Here is a 17,901-nt window from a genome sequence, read left to right as displayed (position 1 = left end):
GCTCCACCAGGCGGGAGGACCGTTCTCACGGCGTGGAAAGCCGCCACACGGAAACGTCGTGGGGCCACAGGCCCACCCCTTCGGGTGGGCGACCACTCAGTTGATCTCCACCGTCCCCGCGGCAACGCCGAGTGCCTCCCTGTCACGTGCAGCTCAGGAGGAGCGCACGGCACGCCACGGAGGACGAAGTGACACAGCAGCAGGAAGGCCCGGTCTGGGCCCCCGACCAGGGGGTGTCCCCGCAGGGCACGCTCCCCCCGGTGCCACCCGCACCACCGGCTGCCGCAGCAGCCACCCCACCGCAGCAGCTCCCCTTCGGCCTGACCGGTGACGACGTCAACGGCGCGCTCCGCGTCGTCGGCCGCTCGCTGCTGCCCGTGCTCGGCGGGCTCACCGTCGTCGTCGCGGTCGTCGCGCTGTTCGCCGCGCCCGACGGGCACGGCGGTTCCCTGGCCGACTGGCTGCGCACGGCTGTCCTGCTGCTCGCCCTGTCCCTGGGTGGCCGCGCCGTCGTCGACGGGTCGCTGGACGCCGACGTCGTCCAGGCGGGCATGTCGGTCGGCGTCCGGGTCCTCCCGCTGGTGGTCACCGTCGTGACGCTGGCCCTCGTGGCCCGGGCCAGCGCGGCGGCCGAGGGCATCTCGGCGTCCACCGGTCGCCAGCAGCTGCTGGTGCGCTCGGTGCTGACCGGCCTGGTCGCCGGTGTCGGCCTGGCCGTCGTCGTCGCGCTTGCCCGCAGCGGCAGCGTCTACGGCGTCGACCTCGCCGACGCGTTCGACGGGGCCGGCGCCGAGGTCGGTGCCGGTGCGCTGGGTGCCTTCCTCGGCGCGACGGTCCTGGTCTCGCTGGTCGCCGCGGCGGCCCGCGCCCGGACCGCCCCGGGCGTCACGCTGCTGCCGACCACGGCCACGGCCGAGCGGACCGCCACCCTCGGGCCGGTGCTCGGGACGCTGCGCACGTTCGCCCTCGGCCTGGGAGGCGCGGCAGCCGTCGCGGTCGTGCTCGCCTTCCTGCACCGCGCCTACCTCACCGACGACCTGGACGGCGACCGCTGGCAGGCGCTGGCCGGGCTCGCCGTGCTGGGCGTCAACGCCGTCCTCGTCGTGGCTCTCGGTGCGCTCGGCGTGCCGATGGGCTTCTCGGCCGAGAGCCGGGGCGACGCGGAGCTGCTCGAGTTCCTCGACGACGCAGCCGGCGGCAGCGGCAGCGGCCAGGTCACGCTGTTCGACTCCAAGGTCTGGCTGCTGGCGCTGCTGGTGCCGGTCCTGGTCGCGCTCGGCACGGCCGTACGGCGGTCCGTGCGCGGCCACGGCAACGTGCCGGGCACCGCTGCGCTGCAGGCCGCCGCGGTGATCGGGGCGGCCGCCGGGCTGGCTGCCGCGCTGCTCGTGCGGGTCTCGGTCGCCGGCTCGGCGGAGGGGTCGGCCGAGGTGATCGGCGCCTCGGCGTCGGCGTCCGCGTCGGCCTCGGCGGGGCCCTCGCTGCTGTGGGCACCGCTGCTGGGCGCGGCCTGGGCCGCCGCCGCGGTCTGGGCGCTCCGCTCAGGCCCCACTCTCGCGCTGTCGCTGCCCGTGCGGGTCACCCGGCTGCTGGGCGGTCGGGCGATCGCGCCGGAGTGGGTTGCCGCCCTGGCCGGGACCGCCCCGGCGCCGGCCGGCACCCGCTCGGCCGCCGTCCGGCTGGGTGCGCTGGTCGCCGGCCTGGTGCTGGTGGTCGGTGCGCTCGGTGCCGCCGCCGTCGCCGCCGTCAACGCCTTCGTCCTCACCCCGCAGGCCGCGGCCGAGGAGTACCTCGACGCGGTGGCGGACGCCGACGTGGCCGCCGTCCTCGCGCAGCTCGCCGACGCACCGGAGGTCGACGGCCAGCTGCTGCTGAGCGACGACGTGCTCGGCAGCGACGACTTCACCGCCATCGGCGACGTCGAGGTGGGCGAGGTGTCCGAGTACGGCGGGTCCGCCTCGGTGCAGGTCACCTGGTCGGTCGACGGCCAGGAGGTGGAGGACTCCATCTCGCTGGTCCGCGGTGACGACCGGTTCGGCCTCCTCCACCAGTGGGAGGTCGCCGAGAGCCTGTCCGCCGTGGAGCTGTACTCCGACAGCGGCCTGGGTGCCCAGATCGCCGGTGCCGACCTGGCGGGCGAGTCGTACCTGGCGCTCCCCGGCGGCTACCGCGTGCACGCCGCCGACCACCCGTTCCTGACGTCGGACCCGTCGTCGTTCGTGCTCGGCTCCGGCACGTCCGCCGGGCCCTCGCTGGACCCGCGGGTGAAGCCGGAGGCCCTGGACGGCGCCCGGGCGGCGGTCGAGGAGCGGCTGGCCGAGTGCGCGGCCAGCACCACGGTGCCGCTGGACAACTGCCCGTTCCTCAGCACCTGGTCGCGCTACAACGGCACGCTGAGCGACGTCTCCATCGCCATCCCGACCGCGCCGGAGTTCTCGCTCGAGTACGACCAGTACGACGGGGTCCTGGCCATCGTCACCGAGACGCGCGGCCGGGCCGTGCTGACCGGCACGATGACCGACACCGACTGGCGCGGGGAGGTGGAGGTCGAGCCGTACAAGAGCGACTTCCGCTTCAGCATGGAGGGCGAGGTCTCCAGCTCCGGCGGCGACCTGGCAGTGCTGTTCTACGAGTGAGGCCGGTCCGCCGGTGATCGGGACCCCGGGTGGGTGCAGCCGCACCCACCCGGGGTCCTCGACGCCCCACACCGGCCGGGCGGGTGTCATGGTGGTCCATGACCTGGGCCACCCGCGCAGCGGCAGCCGGACTCTCCGCCCTCGCCGGCGTCGCGGCCCGCGACCTCCTGCAGCGCGAGCACACCCTGCTCCGCAACTTCCCGGTGCTCGGCCGGGCCCGTTACCTGCTGGAGGCCGTCGGCCCCGAGCTGCGGCAGTACCTGGTCGCGGGGAACAACGAGGAGCGGCCGTTCACCCGCGACCAGCGGCGCTGGGTGTACGCCTCGGCCAAGAAGGAGAACAACTACTTCGGCTTCGGCACCGACAACGACCTCGAGTTCACCGCCGGCTACCCGGTCATCAACCACCGCACCTTCGGCCGCGCCGTCCCGACCAGCACCGCACAGGCCGGTCACGACGCGCCGCTCCCCAGCGCCAAGGTGCTCGGCGCCGCCCGCGGCCGGGCGCACGCGTTCCGCCCGGAGTCCGCGGTCAACATCTCTGCGATGAGCTTCGGCTCGCTGTCCGGCAACGCGATCGAGGCGCTCAACCGCGGTGCGGCGCTGGCCGGCTGCCTGCAGAACACCGGCGAGGGCGGCCTGTCCACCCACCACCGGCACGGCGGTGAGCTGGTCTTCCAGCTCGGGACGGCGTACTTCGGCTGCCGCGACGAGCACGGCCGCTTCGACCTGGCCCGGCTCAAGGACCTCGTCGCCTCCGCCCCCGTCCGGGCGCTGGAGGTGAAGCTCAGCCAGGGCGCCAAGCCCGGCCTCGGCGGTGTGCTGCCGGCGGCCAAGGTGTCGGCGGAGATCGCCGCCGCCCGCGGGGTGCCCGCGGGCGTGGACTGCATCAGCCCGTCCCGGCACGCCGAGTTCTCCGACCCGGACAGCCTGCTGGACTGGGTGGAGCTGCTGGCCGCCGAGACCGGGCTGCCGGTCGGCCTGAAGTCCGCGGTGGGCGACATGGGCTTCTGGCACGAGCTCACCGAGCTGATGGCGACCACCGGCCGCGGCGTCGACTTCGTGACCATCGACGGCGGCGAGGGCGGCACCGGCGCCGCCCCGCTGATCTTCACCGACTCGGTCTCGCTGCCCTTCCAGCTCGGCTTCGCCCGGGTCTACTCGACCTTCGCCCGGGCCGGGCTGCACGAGCAGGTGACCTTCATCGGCGGCGGCAAGCTGGGCCTGCCCGACAACGCGATCGTCGCCTTCGCCCTCGGCTGCGACATGGTCAACGTCGCCCGCGAGGCCATGCTGGCCATCGGCTGCATCCAGGCGCAGAAGTGCCACACCGACACCTGCCCCACCGGCGTCGCCACGCAGAACGCCTGGCTGGCCCACGGACTCGACCCGGCGCTCAAGTCGGTGCGGGCCGCCACCTACGTGCAGACGCTGCGCCGCGACCTGCGCAAGGTCGCCGAGGCCTGCGGCGTGGAGCACCCCGGGCTCATCGACACCTCCGCGGTGGAGATCCTCACCGGCCGCACCGCGTCGCGGCCGCTGTCCGAGGTCTACGACTACGACCCGTCGTGGGGGCTGCCGTCGGCCGCCGACCGCGAGCAGATCGCCCGGCTGATGACCGCCGCCGCACCCCAGGGCGGCAGCGCACCGCCGTCCCCCACCGCGGTCGACTGACCACGGCCGGGGACGGCGGAGCGGGTCACCGGACGAGCGCGTCCTCGCGGGCGCGCTCCTCCACCGGCATCTCCACGGTGAGGTGCGGCAGCGCCCGGTCCAGCCGGCGGGGCAGCCACCAGTTCGCCGCGCCGAGCAGCTCCATCGCGGCGGGCACCAGCACCAGTCGGACCAGCGTCGCGTCGATCAGCACCGCCACCGCCAGCCCGAAGCCGAACAGCTGCAGCTCCCGCGCGGACCCGAACACGAAGCTGCCGAAGACGCACACCATGATCGCCGCCGCCGCGGTGATCACCCGCGCCGTCCGGGACAGGCCGACGGTCACCGCGGCCGCGTTGTCGCCGCTGCGGTCGTACTCCTCGCGGATCCGGGACAGCAGGAACACCTCGTAGTCCATCGACAGCCCGAACACGATGGCGATCAGCATCATCGGCACCCACGCCTCCACCGGCGCCTCGCCCTCGACGCCGAGCAGCTCCGCGCCCCAGCCCCACTGGAAGACCGCGACCACCGCGCCGAACGCCGCGCCCAGCGACAGCAGGTTGACCACCACCGCCTTGAGCGCGACGAGCAGCCCACGGAACACCAGCACCAGCAGCACGAACGACAGCCCCAGGACGACGGCCAGGAACAACGGCAGCCGGTCGGCGGTGTGGTCGGCGAAGTCGATCGCCGCCGGCTGGGCACCGCCGATCGCCACCTCGGCGTCCCCCGCCACGCCCGGGACGACGTCGTCGCGCAGCCGGTGCACCAGGTCGGCGGTCGCCTCGTCGCGCGGCGCCGACGACGGGACCACCTGCAGCAGCGCCGTCCCGCCGTCCGGGGACACCACCGGCGCGCCGACCGAGGCGACCCCCGGGTCGGCGCCCACGGCATCGGCCAGGCCGGTGGCCACCGAAGCCGCGTCGGCGCCGGAGACGGCGACCACCATCGGGCCGTTCACGCCCGCCCCGAACCCCTCGCCGAGCAGGTCGTAGGCCCGGCGGGCGGTGTCGTCGGTGCTCAGCGTGCCCGCGTCGCTGAAGCCCAGCCGCAGGTCGGCGACCGGGACGGCGAGCAGGACCAGCGCCGCCAGCGACGTCAGCAGCCACACGACCGGACGACGCTGCACCGCCCGCGCCCAGCGCGCCGCCGCCGTCCCGTCGGTGCGGCCGCGCCGCCCGCGCACCCGCGCCAGCCGCGGGCCGGCGAACCCGAGCAGCGCGGGCAGCAGGGTGACCGCGGCCAGCATGGTGACCAGCACCGCCGCCGCGATGCCGATGGCGACGCCGGTGATGAGCGTCAGCCCCATGAACACCAGCCCGAGCGAGGCGATGACGACGGTGGTGCCGGCGAACAGCACCGACCGGCCGGCGGTGCGCTGGGCCAGCACGACCGCGTCGACCACCGGCAGCCCGTCGCGCAGCGCCTCGCGGTACCGGGTCACCAGCAGCAGCGAGTAGTCGATGCCGACGCCGATCGCGATCATCCCGGCGGCCGCCCCGGCGAAGCTCGGCACGTCGATCACGTGCGCGGCCAGCTCGATCGCGGCCACCCCGCACAGCGCACCGAGCACGCCCACCACCAGCGGCAGGGCCATCGCCAGCAGCGACCCGAACGCCACGAACAGGATCAGCCCGGCCGCCAGCACCCCGATCACCTCGGCCGGCGGTCCCCCGGCGGCGTCCTCGTCGAGCACCAGCCCGCCGACCTCGACCTGCAGCCCGGGGACGTCGACGTCCGCACGCAGCGCCGCCATCGTGTCGCCGACCTCCGCCAGCTCCTCGACCGTGCGCTGCGGGAGGTCGACCTGCAGGTAGCCGATGGTGCCGTCGGCCGACACCTGCCGTGCGCCGGCCGGGTCGAACGGGCTCACCACCTCCGCGCCGGGCACCCGGTCGGTGATGTCGGCGGCCAGGTCGTCGGCGGCGGCCCGCACGGCCGGGTCGTCGATGCCGTCGGGGCGGTGCAGCACGACCTGGGCCTGGTAGCCGGAGCGGGCCTCGAAGCCGGCGTCGGCGAGCAGGTCGGCGGCCCGGGTGCTCTCGGCACCGGGCAGGGTGAAGTCGTCGCTGGTCGGGCCGGCGAACGCGCCGGCGAGCACCGACAGCGCGACGACCGAGACCAGCCACAGCGCGACGACGAGGCGCCGCGAGCGGACGCAGGAGCGGGCGAGGGACTCGAGCACGACGATCTCCTGACGACGGCCGGACGGACGCGGCTGACGCTAGGAACGCCGCAGCCGGACGTCGTCCGCTCCGGGACCCGACCTCGCTGCGCTCCGGGACGTAGCAGGAGGCGCGGGATACGGCGCAGCGCGGACGCGCAGCACCCGTGGACTCCCCTAGCCTCCGGGCATGACCTGGCGCCCGGGGCGTGTCGACGTCGTGCTGGTGCTCGCGTCGGTGCTGCCGGCCTGGGCCGCGCTGGCCGGCCACCTGGAACCCGAGGCCCGCTCCAACGACCTGCTCGGCTTCGCCCTCGTCGCCGTCGTCGGGCTGCCGATGCTGTTCGCGCGGCGGGCGCCGGTGCCGGTGCTGCTGCTGTGCATCGCGCTGCTCTTCGGCTACTACTCGACCGGCTACTCAGCGGTCGGCCTGGTGCTCCCGCTGGCGCCGGCGTTCTTCACCGTCGCAGAGGCCGGGCGGGTGCGGCTGGGCGCGTGGATCGGCGGCACCGGGCTGGCCCTGTCGACCGTGTTCCGGCTGATGAGCGACCACCAGAACGAGAAGGCCGGGCTGGTCCTCGGCTACGACGGCGCGATCTCGCTGGCCCTGCTGGCCGCGGTGCTGGCCCTCGGGGACGCCGTCCGCTCCCGCCGGGGCTGGCAGGCCGAGCTCGACGCCCGGCTCCGGCTCGCCGCGCAGGAGCGGGACGCCGAGGCCCAGCGCCGGGTCGCCGACGAGCGGGTGCGGATCGCCCGGGACGTGCACGACCTGCTGGGCCACGCGGTCGCCGTCGTGACGCTGCACGCGGCGGTCGCCGCCGAGTCGCTGGACGACGACCCGGCGGCGACCCGCCGCTCGCTGGACACGATCCGGACGGTGAGCCGGCAGGTGCTGCACGACCTCGGCGGCACGGTCGGCCTGCTCCGCGGCGACGCCGGGACGAGCACCGACCCGGCGGCCGGGCTGGGTGACGTCGCGGACCTGGTGGCGTCGACGGCGTCGACCGGGCTCGACGTGCGGCTCGAGGTGCGCGGCCCGGAGCGTCCGCTGCCCTCCGCGGTCAGCGCCACCGTGCACCGGCTCGTGCAGGAGTCGCTGACCAACGTGCTCCGGCACGCGCACGCCCGGTCGGCGACGGTCACCCTCGAGCACGGGCCGGGCGACCTCGTGGTCACCGTCACCGACGACGGCACCGGGGACGCCGGCACCGGCACCCCCGGGCACGGGCTGCAGGGCATGCAGGAGCGGGTGGCGCTGCTGGGCGGCCGGCTGTCGGCGGGCGACCGGGACGGCGGCGGCTTCGTGGTGCGCGCGGTGCTGCCGGTCGCCGCCGACCGGGTCGGTGCACCGGGGTGATCCGGGTGCTGGTGGTCGACGACCAGCCGCTGGTGCGGGCCGGCATCCGCGCGGTGCTCGACCGCGCGGAGGACGTCGAGGTGGTCGGTGAGGCCGGCGACGGCCGGGCGGCGCTGGACCGGCTGCGGGTGGCCCGGGACGTCGACGTGGTGCTGATGGACCTGCGGATGCCGGTGGTCGACGGCATCGAGGCGACCCGGCGGATCGTCGCCGACCCGGCGCTGGAGGCGGTCGCCGTGGTCGCGCTGACCACCTTCGACGACGAGGAGCTGGTGCTCTCCGCCCTGCGCGCCGGGGCGAGCGGGTTCCTGCTGAAGGACGCCGAGCCCGACGAGCTGCGCCGGGGGGTGCGGACAGCGGCCGCCGGCGAGGCGGTGCTCTCCCCCGCCGTCACCCGCGGGGTGGTGCGCGCCGCCGTCACCGCGGTCACCCCGCCGCCGCCGTCGTCCGAGGCGCTGCAGCCGCTCACCGCCCGGGAGCGCGAGGTGCTGGCCGCGGTCGGCGAGGGCCTGTCGAACGACGAGATCGCCCAGGCGCTGGTGATGAGCCCGGCGACGGCGCGCACCCACGTGGGCCGGGTGCTCGGCAAGCTCGGCGCCCGCGACCGCGCCCAGCTCGCGGCGCTCGCCTGGCGCACCGGTCTGCTCCCCCGCCGATGAGGCACACCGCGGGGACGCACCACGGGCCGCCTCCCCGGTGGGGAGACGGCCCGTCGGGTGCCGTGCGGGTCAGGCGCGGGTGGCCCCACCGGTGTCGCCCCGGTGGACGTCGCCCCGCTGGATGTCCTCGCGGCTGATCTGCTGGGTGACGTCGGCGTTCTGCGCACCTGCCACGTGGCGGCCACCGTCGTGCCGGCCGCCGTCGTGCTGGGCCAGCCCCGGCGCCAGCTTCTCGGCCTTGGCCTTCAGCTCCGCGGCCGCCGAGCGCTCGCCCTGGGCGTGCGCGGCGCGCTCCTGCGCCTCGCGCTCGGCCTGCGCCGCGCGCTCCTCGACCTCGGCCCGCTCGCGGCGGGCGCGGGCGGCCTGCTCGTCGGCCAGGGCCTGCTCCTTGTCGGCGCGCGCGCCCCGCAGCTGCGCCTCCTGCAGGTGCTCGCGCGCCTGCTCCTGCTTGCGGACCTTGCCCGCCTTGCCACGCTTGGCGACCGCCAGGGCGATGAGCGCCAGGACGATCAGCACGGCGATGACGATGACCACGATCAGCCAGGTGTCCACGGTGGATCCTCCTCAGTCGGTTGCCCCTCAGTGCCCAGAGATGATCTTCCGGAAACCTGGAGTTCCGGTCGTCCGCCCAGCCGCGTCAACCCGAGATTGACGATCTCGGGTCCGTCAACCTAGCGTTGACGACATGACGCAGATGCCGCCCACCGTCCGCCTCGACCACCTGATCTCTGCCATCCAGGAGGTGCACGACCAGCCGCTCGAGCAGCTGACCGACGCCGTGCTGGCCGCCGAGGCCCTCGGCGAGGTCGCCGACCACCTCATCGGTCACTTCGTCGACCAGGCCCGCCGCTCCGGCGCCTCCTGGACCGACATCGGCCGCAGCATGGGCGTGACCAAGCAGGCCGCGCAGAAGCGGTTCGTGCCCAAGGACCTGCCCCTCGACGCCGAGCAGGGCTTCACCCGGTTCACCCCCCGGGCCCGGCGGGTGGTGGCCGCCGCCCAGGAGGAGGCCCGGGCCGCCGGCAACACCGCGGTCGGCACCGCCCACCTGGCGCTCGGCCTGCTCGCCGAGCCCGAGGCGCTGGCCGGCCGGGCGATCGTCTCCCAGGGCGTGCCCCTGGACGCCGTCCGGCAGGCGGTCGCCCCGACCCTGCCCGCTGCCGTCGGCGAGGTGCCGGCGCTCATCCCCTTCGACAACGGCGCCAGGAAGACCCTGGAGCTGACCTTCCGCGAGGCGCTCCGCCTGGGCCACAACTACGTGGGCACCGAGCACCTGCTCCTCGCGCTGCTCGAGGTCGAGGACGGCGAGGGCGTGCTGACCGGGCTGGGCGTCGGCAAGACCCGGGCCGAGGAGTTCGTCGCCGCGGCCCTCGCCGAGCTCGGCTGACCGGTCAGCGCGGCAGGACCGCGTCGATCAAGTGCGGGCCGGGCTCGGCCAGTGCGGTGCGGAACTGGGTCGCGAGCTCCTCGGCGGTGGTCGCCCGGGTGGCGGGGACGCCCATCCCGGTGGCCAGCGCGACGAAGTCCAGGGACGGGCCGCCGAGGTCGAGCAGCTGCCCGGCCCGCTCCCCGCCGCTGGTGGCGCCCACGTTCTCCAGCTCCGCGGCGAGGATCGCGTAGGCGCCGTTGTCGCAGACCACGGTGGTGACGTCGAGCCCCTCGCGGGCCTGGGTCCACAGCGCCTGGACGGTGTACATCGCGCTGCCGTCGGCCTGCAGCGACACGACCGGCCGGTCCGGGCAGGCCACCGCCGCACCGGTCGCCGCGGGCAGCCCCTGGCCGATCGCGCCGCCGGTGAGGGTGAGCCAGTCGTGCGGCGGCGCACCGACCGTGGCGCCGGGCAGGAACCGGCCGCTGGTCAGGGCCTCGTCCACCACGATCGCGTGCTCGGGCAGCAGCGCGCCGACCACCTCGGCGAGGGTCCGGAGCTCCAGCGCGCCGGTGGGCAGACCGGGACGGCGCGCGTCGGCGACCGCCGGGGTGGCACCGGGCGCGGCCAGCTCGGCCAGCTGCTGCAGCGCCGCGACCGCGTCCTCCGCCGGGGTGGCCAGCACGTGCACGGTGCAGCCCGACGGCACCAGCCGGCCGTCGGTGCCGGGGTAGCCGAAGAAGGCCACCGGCTCGACCGCGCCGACCAGCACCAGGTGCTGCACGCCGGCCAGCTGCTCGCGCGCGGCGTCGGGCGGGTAGGGCAGCTTCAGCACGTCGGGCACCCCGGCGCCGCGGGCCATCCGGGCCGGGAACGTCTCGGCGAGCAGCCGGCTGCCGGTGCCCGCCGCGACCTGCGCCGCCGCCCGCAGGCCCGCCTCGCCCACCGCGCCGCCGCCGAGGAAGAGCACCGTCGAGCTGCCGAGCACCCGGGCGACGTCGTCGACGACCTCCGGAGCGGGGTGCGGCGCCGGCCGCCGGGCCGGGACGGCGGCCACCGACGCACCGTCGCCCCAGGAGACGTCGGCCGGCAGCACCAGCGTGGCCACCTGCCCGCGGGCGGCGGCCGCGATCGCGTCGGCGACGTCGGCCCCGACCTCGCCGGTGGTCAGCGACCGGCGCACCCAGCCCGACACCGCCCCGGCCAGCGCGTCGACGTCGGACTCCAGCGGGGCGTCCAGCCGCTTGTGGGTGAGCGCGTGGTCGCCGACCACGTTGACCAGCGGACTGCGGGCCCGCCGGGCGTTGTGCAGGTTGGCGATGCCGTTGCCCAGCCCCGGCCCCAGGTGCAGCAGCGTGGCCGCCGGTCGCCCGGCCATCCGCGCGTACCCGTCGGCCGCCCCGGTGGCGACGCCCTCGAAGAGGGTCAGCACCGCGCGCATCGAGCGGACGTCGTCCAGCGCCGCGACGAAGTGCATCTCCGAGGTGCCGGGGTTGGCGAAGCAGACGTCCACGCCGCCGCCGACCAGGGTGCGGATCACTGCCTGCGCGCCGTTCACCGGGACCTCCGCTCGCGGGCCGCGCACCGGTGGGCGTCCCCGCGGGGAGCCTCGCACGCGGCCTCGCCCGCGGCGATCCGGCTGCGGCACGATGCCCGGGTGACCGCGCCGGTGCCTGCGCTCGTGCCCGCCGTCCGCACCGCGCTGCGGGCGGCCGCCGACCCGGACCGCGGCCGCGGGATGCAGGCCTACCTGAAGACGGCGGAGCCCTGCCTCGGCGTCCGGCTGCCCGAGGTGCGCCGGCTCACCCGGGACGCCGCCGCAGCCGACCCGCCGCGCACCGCCGGCGACGTCGGGACCGCCGCGCGCACGCTGTGGCGCGAGGCGGCGTGCCGGGAGGAGCGCTACGCGGCGGTCGCGCTCACCGGGCTGCCGGTCGCCCGCGGCGCGCTCGAGCTGCTGCCGCTGTACGAGGAGATGATCACCACCGGGGCGTGGTGGGACCTGGTCGACGGGGTCCAGCCGCGCGTCCGGGACCTGCTGCTCGCCGACCCGGGCCGGCTCGTGCCGGTGCTGCGCGACTGGGCACGCTCGGACGACCGGTGGCTGCGGCGCAGCGCCGTGATCGCCCAGCTCGGCGCGCGGGAGCGCACCGACCGGGCGCTGCTTACCGAGGTGGTGGAGGTCAACGCCGCGGACGGCGAGTTCTTCGTCCGGAAGGCCATCGGCTGGGCACTGCGCGACCTGGCCAAGACCGACCCCGGGTGGGTGCGCGACTTCCTCGCCGGGCACGAGCTCAGCCCGCTGTCCCGGCGGGAAGCCGCCAAGCACCTCTCCTAGAACACGAGGACGAGGCGGCCGCGGACGCCGCCGGCCTCCAGCCGGCGGTGCGCCTCGGCGGCCTCGGCGGCCGGGTACGTCTGCGCCACCCGCAGCGTCAGCTCGCCCTTCTCGACCTGCTCGCGCAGCCGGTCCAGCGCCGCGCCCTCCTCGGCGTACTGCCGGACCATCACCGCGTGCACCCGCAGGTCGCGCTGCCCGTCGCCGCGGTAGCCGCGCACGGTGGTCACCGTGCCGCCGTCCCGGACCGCCGGCAGCACCGCGGCGTCCTGCACCGACCCGTCGGCCAGCCCGTCGACGCCGTCGGGGAACTGCTCGCGGATCCGGGCAGCCACGTCGTCCCCGCGCCGCACCACCACGTCGGCGCCGAGCCCGCGCACCAGCTCCTCGTCGGCCTCGCTGGCGTCGGCGACGACCGTGAGCCCCTCTACCTTGGCCAGCTGGACGACGTAGCCACCGAAGGCGCCCGCCGCGCCGGTCACCGCGAGCACCTGGCCGGGCTGCAGCGCCATCCGGTCCAGCGCCAGCCGCGCGGTGAGCCCGTTCATCGGCAGCGTCGAGGCGGCCGCGTCGTCGACGCCGTCCGGCACCCGGGCGATCGAACCGGCCGGCAGCACGATGTCCTCGCGGTAGCCGCCGTGCGCCCCGGTGGGCACGACGACGCCCATCACCCGCTCGCCGACCGTGATGTCCAGGTCGACGCCCTCGCCGAGTTCAACCAGCTCGCCGGCGACGTCCATGCCGGGCACGTAGGGGAACTGCTTGACCGGGTCACGCTGGGCGTAGGTGCCGTTGCGCGAGTAGGTGTCGGTCGGGTTGACCGTCGCGGCGGTCACCCGCAGCCGCACCTGACCGGGCCCGAGCGGCTCGGCCGGGACGTCGACCAGCTGCAGGGCCTCGGGCCCACCGAACTCCGTCACTCCGACTGCTCTCATGCTCCCGGCCTACCCCTGCGCCGTCGCTCCGCACACCCGTCGTCCCGGGGGCGGAAGACGGGCCGCCCCCGGGAGGTGCCCCTGCCGGCGCTCGAGCCCTGCCCACGGTGGTGGGCAGGGCTCGAGCGGTGGCGGACCTCCTCGGTCAGCCCGCCGGCGGGGCCGGGGACCAGCGGTCGAAGAGCCGGCCGAGCGTCCGGTCCGGGGACCGGTAGACCAGCGGGCGGCCCTTCCGGAGGGTGACGGTGACGACGTCCTCGTGGCCCTGGCGCTGCAGGGTCACGGTGCGGACCGCGTCCAGGGCGACCCGGGTGACGTCGTCCGCGGCCGCGCGGTGCTCGGCCGCCGAGCCGTAGACCGGTGGCCGCTGCCGCGACCGGCGGCGGGCGGCCCGCGCGGCGGCCACCGTCAGCGCGCCGAGGCTCGCCGCCAGCAGCACCCAGGTCAGCCACGGCAGGCTCCCCGCCCACACCGCCGCGGCGGCGGAGGCGACGAACAACCCGACGACCAGGACCATCCAGCCGATCAGCGCCCGCACCCGCCGGCGGGTGTCCTCGGCGGTGGGGACGGCGACGGGCGCCACGATCCAGCCGTCGTCGTAGACCGACACCAGCTGCCAGGTGTCCGCTGCATCCCGGGCCGTGGCCCATCCCCGGCGGGGCATCGCTCGCTCCTCGGGACGCCGGCGTCTCGGTCACCGGCGAGTATGGCCGACGCCGCCGCGGCGGCCTGCCGCACGCCCCGGGCGCACAGCGCGGGCGGTTACCGTCGCCGGGGTGTGGTCCCGCAGCGTCGTCCTCGGCACGGTGACCGCCGCCGTGCTCGCGGTGGCCGGCTGCACCTCGCCGGCGCCCTCGACGGCGGGCAGCTCCGCGTCTGCCAGCTCCGCGTCGGGCAGCTCCCCGGCCCCGGCCGCGACCGGCTCGGCCGAACCGCCGGCCGCGTCGGCCGCCGCGGCGGCGGAGGCGGCCGCCGACCCGGCGCTCGCCACCTCCCCCGCCGACGCCGCGCTCGCGCTGGCGCTGCGCGCCGGCGACCTGCCCGCCGGCTGGTCGGTGCAGGCCAACCCGCTGCCGTCGGGCGCCGCGCTGGCCGACAACCCGAGCCTGGCCGGCATCTGCGGCGCCGAGTTCACCTCCGAGGCCCACCGGACGACGAAGCACCCGGTGGTCGGGCTGGACGGCAGCCGCACCCCGCAGGTGACGGCCGAGGCGATCGCCTACGACTCCCCGACGGCCGCCGCCACCGCCGTGCAGGAGCTGGTGCGGGCCTTCAGCGGCTGCCCGGCCGACCAGTACACCTTCGAGCCGGGCCCGGCCGCCGACGGCCTGGCCGCCAACAGCGTCGTGTTCCAGTACCGGCTCGCCGGCGGGAGCACGCAGGTCGTCGTCGCCCAGGCCCGCGGGCAGGTGCTGTCCGTGGTCATCGGGGAGGACCCGGCGACCACCTCGGCCGCCGCCCGGTCGATCGCCGTCCGGGTGGCGGCCCTGCCTGCCGCGGCCGTCGGCGGCTGACCCGCACACTCACCCGGTGAGCGAGGACGACCTGTACCGCGGCGACCCGCCGCCGGCGTACCAGCCGCCGGCGTCCGCAGCACCGACGTACGGCCCCCCGCCGCCCGGATACGGCCCACCTCCTGGCTACGGCCCACCTCCTGGGTACGGCCCGCCGCCGGGGTACGGGTGGCGGCGGCCGACCAACCAGCTCGCGGTGGTCGCGCTGGTGCTGTCCTTCCTCGGGCCGCTGGCGGTGGCCGGCCTGGCGCTCGGCGTGGTGGCCCGCGGCCAGATCCGGCGCACCGGCGAGGAGGGCGAGGGGCTGGCGCTCGCCGCGGTGGTCATCGGCGGCGTCGTCACCACGTTCCTGGTGGTCGTGCTGGTCTTCTGGATCGTGGTGCTGTCCTCGCTGGGCGGCTCGCTGACGCCGTAGCGGTCAGCCCTCCGGGGGCGTGTACGACGAGGTGCGGGACAGCCCGGCGGCACGGCCCTTGCCGGCGATCACCAGCGCCATCTTGCGGCTGGCCTCGTCGATCATCTCGTCGCCCAGCATCGCCGAGCCCTTCGCGCCGCCGGCCGCCGAGGTCGCCCAGTCGTAGGCGTCCAGGATCAGCTCGGCGTGGTCGTAGTCCTCCTGCGACGGCGCGTAGACCTCGTTGGCGGCGTCGATCTGACCCGGGTGCAGCACCCACTTGCCGTCGAAGCCCAGCACGGCCGAGCGCCGCGCGGCCTCGGTGAACGCCGGCACGTCGCGCACCTGCAGGAACGGCCCGTCGATGGCCTGCACGCCGTGGGCGCGGGCGGCCACCAGGATCTGCACGAGGACGTGGTGGAACGGGTCGCCCGGGTAGTCCGGGTGCAGGGCGCCGACCGCCAGCGACCGCATGCCGGTGCTGGCCATGAAGTCGGCCGGGCCGAAGACGAGCGTCTCGACCCGCGGGCTCGCGGACGCGATGGCACCCGCGTTGAGCAGGCCCTGCGCGGTCTCGATCTGCGCCTCGATGCCGATCCGGCCGACCTCCAGGCCGTGGGCCTTCTCGACCTGGGTGAGCAGCAGGTCCAGCGCCTGCACCTGGGCGGCGTCGGCGACCTTGGGCAGCACGAGGCAGTCCAGCTCCGCCCCCGCGCCGCCGACGACCTCGATCACGTCGGTGTGGGTCCACGCCGTCGTCCAGTCGTTGACCCGGACGGTGCGGACCGTCGAGCCCCAGCCGCCCTCGTTCAGCGCCGCCACGACGTTCTTCCGGGCGCCGGGCTTGGCCAGCGGCGCGCAGGCGTCCTCCAGGTCGAGGAACACCTGGTCGGCGGGGAGCCCCTTGGCCTTCTCGAGGAACCGGGTGTTGCTGCCCGGGACCGCGAGGTTGGAACGGCGGGATCGGAGCTCGGCCACGGTGCCTCCGCTGTCGACGACGTTGGTCACCGGAGGCTAGCGGTGGCCGTCGGCGCACCGGGGCCGGCGGCTAGAGGGGGTCGACCTCCGGGGCCGGCCGCCCGCCGCGCACCACCAGGGCCACCCCGACGACGACGGCGACCATGCCGGGCACCGCCAGCAGCGGCGGCACCTGGTCCAGCAGCACCAGCGCGACCAGCAGGGCGCCGGGCACCTCGAGCAGGATCGCCAGCCCCACCACCGTCGGCCCGACCGAGGAGAGCACCAGGTTCAGCAGGGTGTGCCCGAGCAGCTGCGCGCAGGAGGTGATGGCCGCGATCAGCCACCAGTCGCGGGCGCTGAACCCGGCCAGCGGGACGTCGGTGACCAGCGCGGCGACGGCGAGCACCACCGCGCAGGTGGAGTAGCAGACCACCGCGTACGCCGAGGTGGTCAGCCGCTCCCGGGCCCGGGCACCGGCCAGCATGTAGCCGCCGGCGCAGACGGCGCCGAGCAGCGCGAGCGCGTCACCGGCCAGCGCCTCCCACGAGACGGTGACGTCGACCCCGGCGATCAGCGCCGCCCCGAGGACGGCGAGCGCCAGCCCCCACCAGACCTGGCCGGGCAGGTGCACCCCGACGGCGCGGGCGGCCAGCGCCGTCCAGATCGGGGTGGTCGTCACCAGCGCGGTGGAGGCGGCGACCGTGGTCATCGACAGGCTGGGCAGCCAGGCGGCGAAGTGGGCGGCCAGGAACAGCCCGGCCACCAGCGAGCTGCCCAGCTGCCGGACGCGCAGGCCGTGCAGCGTCGCCCGCTCGCGCAGCAGCAGCACGGGCACCAGCAGCAGCGCCCCGGCGGCGGTCCGCCAGAAGGCGATGGCCAGGAACGAGGCGGCGACCATCGCGGTCAGCGGCCCGGAGAAGGCGACACCGACGACGGCGACCGCCATCAGGCCGACGTCGCGGCCGCCCGGCCGGTGGACGGCCCACGCCGGTGCGGGTGCAGCCGGGGCGTCCCTCAGCATGCCGGGACGCGGACGATGCCGCTGGCGATCGGGCGCACCGCGCCGGCGACGCTGACCTCGGTGACGGCTCCCCCGGCGACGGTGACCCGGCCGCTGAGCACCGAGGGCCGCCCGACGGCCGCGCCCTGGGCCAGCTCGTAGTCGGTTGTGCCGTCCGCCGCGAGGCCGGTGGCGGCCAGCCAGATGCCGGTGCCCAGCGCGGCCGAGCCGGTGGCCGAGTCCTCGTGCCAGCCCAGGCCGGCGGCGAAGACCCGCACGGTGCCGGTCGCGGTGGCCGCGTCCCAGGCCAGCACGGAGACCCCGCCCTGGACGCCGGGCAGCAGCGCGCCGAGGGCCGCGGGGTCGGGCTCGGCACGCGCCAGGGCGGCGGCGTGCACCTCGAGCTGGGCGAAGTCGATGCCGCAGCCGACCAGGTGCACCGGCCGGCCGGTGACGTCGCCGGCGTCGAGGCCCACGGCGGCGGCGAGCACGGCGGCGTCGGGGCCGGGGCGCAGCGACACCGAGCCGCCGGTGAGCCGGGCGCCCTCGTCGTCCACCGCGACGGCGACGACGCCGGCGCCGCACTCCTGCCGCAGCACCCCGGGAGGCAGGTGGCCGAGCCGGACCAGGGTGTGCGCCGTCCCCACGCTGGGGTGCCCGGCGAAGGGCAGCTCGTGCTGCGGGGTGAAGATCCGGACCCGGTAGTCGGCGTCCTCGGTGCCGGGGGCGCTGACGAAGGTGGACTCGGAGAACCCGAACTCGGCGGCCAGCGCCTGGCACTGCGCGGTGGTCAGGTCACCGGCGTCCAGCACCACCGCGAGCTGGTTGCCGCTGAACGGACGGGGGGCGAACACGTCCACGACCTCGTAGGCCAGCAGGTCAGGTCCCGGGGCGCTCACGTCGGCGACGGTAGCCTCAGC

Annotated in this window: 16 protein-coding genes; 8 read left to right on the top strand and 8 right to left on the bottom strand. The window is 76.3% G+C overall.

What is annotated here, in order from left to right:
* Positions 1-260 precede the first annotated feature (260 nt).
* Positions 261-2,636, top strand: coding sequence for a hypothetical protein (locus tag HL054_RS01510; RefSeq protein WP_369136920.1), 2,376 nt, complete (start codon positions 261-263; stop codon positions 2,634-2,636).
* A gap of 98 nt (positions 2,637-2,734) precedes the next feature.
* Positions 2,735-4,309, top strand: coding sequence for a glutamate synthase-related protein (locus HL054_RS01505; RefSeq protein WP_369136919.1), 1,575 nt, complete (start codon positions 2,735-2,737; stop codon positions 4,307-4,309).
* Positions 4,310-4,334: 25 nt separating this feature from the next.
* Here the strand turns inward: HL054_RS01505 and HL054_RS01500 are convergent, their stop codons facing one another.
* On the bottom strand, positions 4,335-6,476 hold the full coding sequence (locus tag HL054_RS01500) for an MMPL family transporter (protein WP_369136918.1): 2,142 nt from the start codon (positions 6,474-6,476) through the stop codon (positions 4,335-4,337).
* Positions 6,477-6,645: 169 nt separating this feature from the next.
* On the opposite strand from HL054_RS01500, the gene HL054_RS01495 reads away from it, so the two are divergent.
* Both HL054_RS01495 and HL054_RS01490 read left to right on the top strand, forming a co-directional pair.
* Positions 6,646-7,812 (top strand): sensor histidine kinase, encoded by a 1,167-nt coding sequence (locus HL054_RS01495; protein WP_369136917.1) that lies wholly within the window; start codon positions 6,646-6,648, stop codon positions 7,810-7,812.
* Positions 7,809-8,471 (top strand): response regulator, encoded by a 663-nt coding sequence (locus HL054_RS01490; protein ID WP_369136916.1) that lies wholly within the window; start codon positions 7,809-7,811, stop codon positions 8,469-8,471. The genes HL054_RS01495 and HL054_RS01490 overlap by 4 nt, the downstream gene beginning before the upstream one ends.
* 69 nt (positions 8,472-8,540) lie before the next feature.
* Here HL054_RS01490 and HL054_RS01485 read toward each other — a convergent pair whose 3' ends face one another.
* Complete coding sequence (locus tag HL054_RS01485) at positions 8,541-9,023, bottom strand: hypothetical protein (protein ID WP_369136915.1); 483 nt, start codon at positions 9,021-9,023, stop codon at positions 8,541-8,543.
* A gap of 133 nt (positions 9,024-9,156) precedes the next feature.
* Between HL054_RS01485 and HL054_RS01480 the strand changes: the two genes are divergently transcribed.
* Entirely contained in the window at positions 9,157-9,858 is a 702-nt protein-coding gene (locus tag HL054_RS01480; protein ID WP_369136914.1) for a Clp protease N-terminal domain-containing protein, read from the top strand.
* A 4-nt stretch (positions 9,859-9,862) separates the two neighbouring features.
* On the opposite strand, the gene HL054_RS01475 is transcribed toward HL054_RS01480, so the two are convergent.
* Entirely contained in the window at positions 9,863-11,398 is a 1,536-nt protein-coding gene (locus tag HL054_RS01475; protein WP_369136913.1) for an acetolactate synthase large subunit, read from the bottom strand.
* A 99-nt stretch (positions 11,399-11,497) separates the two neighbouring features.
* On the opposite strand from HL054_RS01475, the gene HL054_RS01470 reads away from it, so the two are divergent.
* Positions 11,498-12,178, top strand: a complete 681-nt coding sequence (locus tag HL054_RS01470; protein WP_369136912.1) for a DNA alkylation repair protein — start codon at positions 11,498-11,500, stop codon at positions 12,176-12,178.
* Here the strand turns inward: HL054_RS01470 and HL054_RS01465 are convergent.
* Both HL054_RS01465 and HL054_RS01460 read right to left on the bottom strand, forming a co-directional pair.
* Positions 12,175-13,113: a quinone oxidoreductase family protein gene (locus HL054_RS01465; protein WP_369136911.1), complete on the bottom strand. Its 939-nt coding sequence runs from the start codon at positions 13,111-13,113 to the stop codon at positions 12,175-12,177. The genes HL054_RS01470 and HL054_RS01465 overlap by 4 nt on opposite strands.
* 145 nt (positions 13,114-13,258) lie before the next feature.
* Positions 13,259-13,777: a hypothetical protein gene (locus HL054_RS01460; protein ID WP_369136910.1), complete on the bottom strand. Its 519-nt coding sequence runs from the start codon at positions 13,775-13,777 to the stop codon at positions 13,259-13,261.
* Between the two features lie 112 nt (positions 13,778-13,889).
* Between HL054_RS01460 and HL054_RS01455 the strand changes: the two genes are divergently transcribed.
* Entirely contained in the window at positions 13,890-14,627 is a 738-nt protein-coding gene (locus tag HL054_RS01455) for a hypothetical protein (RefSeq protein ID WP_369136909.1), read from the top strand.
* A gap of 16 nt (positions 14,628-14,643) precedes the next feature.
* Complete coding sequence (locus tag HL054_RS01450) at positions 14,644-15,042, top strand: DUF4190 domain-containing protein (RefSeq protein ID WP_369136908.1); 399 nt, start codon at positions 14,644-14,646, stop codon at positions 15,040-15,042.
* 3 nt (positions 15,043-15,045) lie between these two features.
* On the opposite strand, the gene HL054_RS01445 is transcribed toward HL054_RS01450, so the two are convergent.
* From HL054_RS01445 to HL054_RS01435, 3 genes are all read right to left on the bottom strand, one after another.
* Complete coding sequence (locus tag HL054_RS01445) at positions 15,046-15,999, bottom strand: HpcH/HpaI aldolase/citrate lyase family protein (RefSeq protein ID WP_369136907.1); 954 nt, start codon at positions 15,997-15,999, stop codon at positions 15,046-15,048.
* A gap of 70 nt (positions 16,000-16,069) precedes the next feature.
* Positions 16,070-17,002 (bottom strand): EamA family transporter, encoded by a 933-nt coding sequence (locus HL054_RS01440; protein ID WP_369136906.1) that lies wholly within the window; start codon positions 17,000-17,002, stop codon positions 16,070-16,072.
* Entirely contained in the window at positions 16,996-17,880 is an 885-nt protein-coding gene (locus HL054_RS01435) for a PhzF family phenazine biosynthesis protein (RefSeq protein ID WP_369136905.1), read from the bottom strand. The genes HL054_RS01440 and HL054_RS01435 overlap by 7 nt, the downstream gene beginning before the upstream one ends.
* Positions 17,881-17,901: the final 21 nt, after the last annotated feature.

It is taken from the genome of Modestobacter versicolor (assembly GCF_041028285.1).
Classification (GTDB): domain Bacteria; phylum Actinomycetota; class Actinomycetes; order Mycobacteriales; family Geodermatophilaceae; genus Modestobacter; species Modestobacter versicolor_A.
Note: the sequence above shows the minus strand (reverse complement) of the source record. Positions and strands in the feature narration are given on the sequence as shown.

Coding starts and splice junctions, on each gene's coding strand:
- HL054_RS01505 (WP_369136919.1), top strand. CDS start 2,735: ATGACCTGGGCCACCCGCGCAGCGGCAGCCGGACTCTCCGCCCTCGCC.
- HL054_RS01495 (WP_369136917.1), top strand. CDS start 6,646: ATGACCTGGCGCCCGGGGCGTGTCGACGTCGTGCTGGTGCTCGCGTCG.
- HL054_RS01480 (WP_369136914.1), top strand. CDS start 9,157: ATGACGCAGATGCCGCCCACCGTCCGCCTCGACCACCTGATCTCTGCC.
- HL054_RS01465 (WP_369136911.1), bottom strand. CDS start 13,113: ATGAGAGCAGTCGGAGTGACGGAGTTCGGTGGGCCCGAGGCCCTGCAG.
- HL054_RS01460 (WP_369136910.1), bottom strand. CDS start 13,777: ATGCCCCGCCGGGGATGGGCCACGGCCCGGGATGCAGCGGACACCTGG.
- HL054_RS01440 (WP_369136906.1), bottom strand. CDS start 17,002: ATGCTGAGGGACGCCCCGGCTGCACCCGCACCGGCGTGGGCCGTCCAC.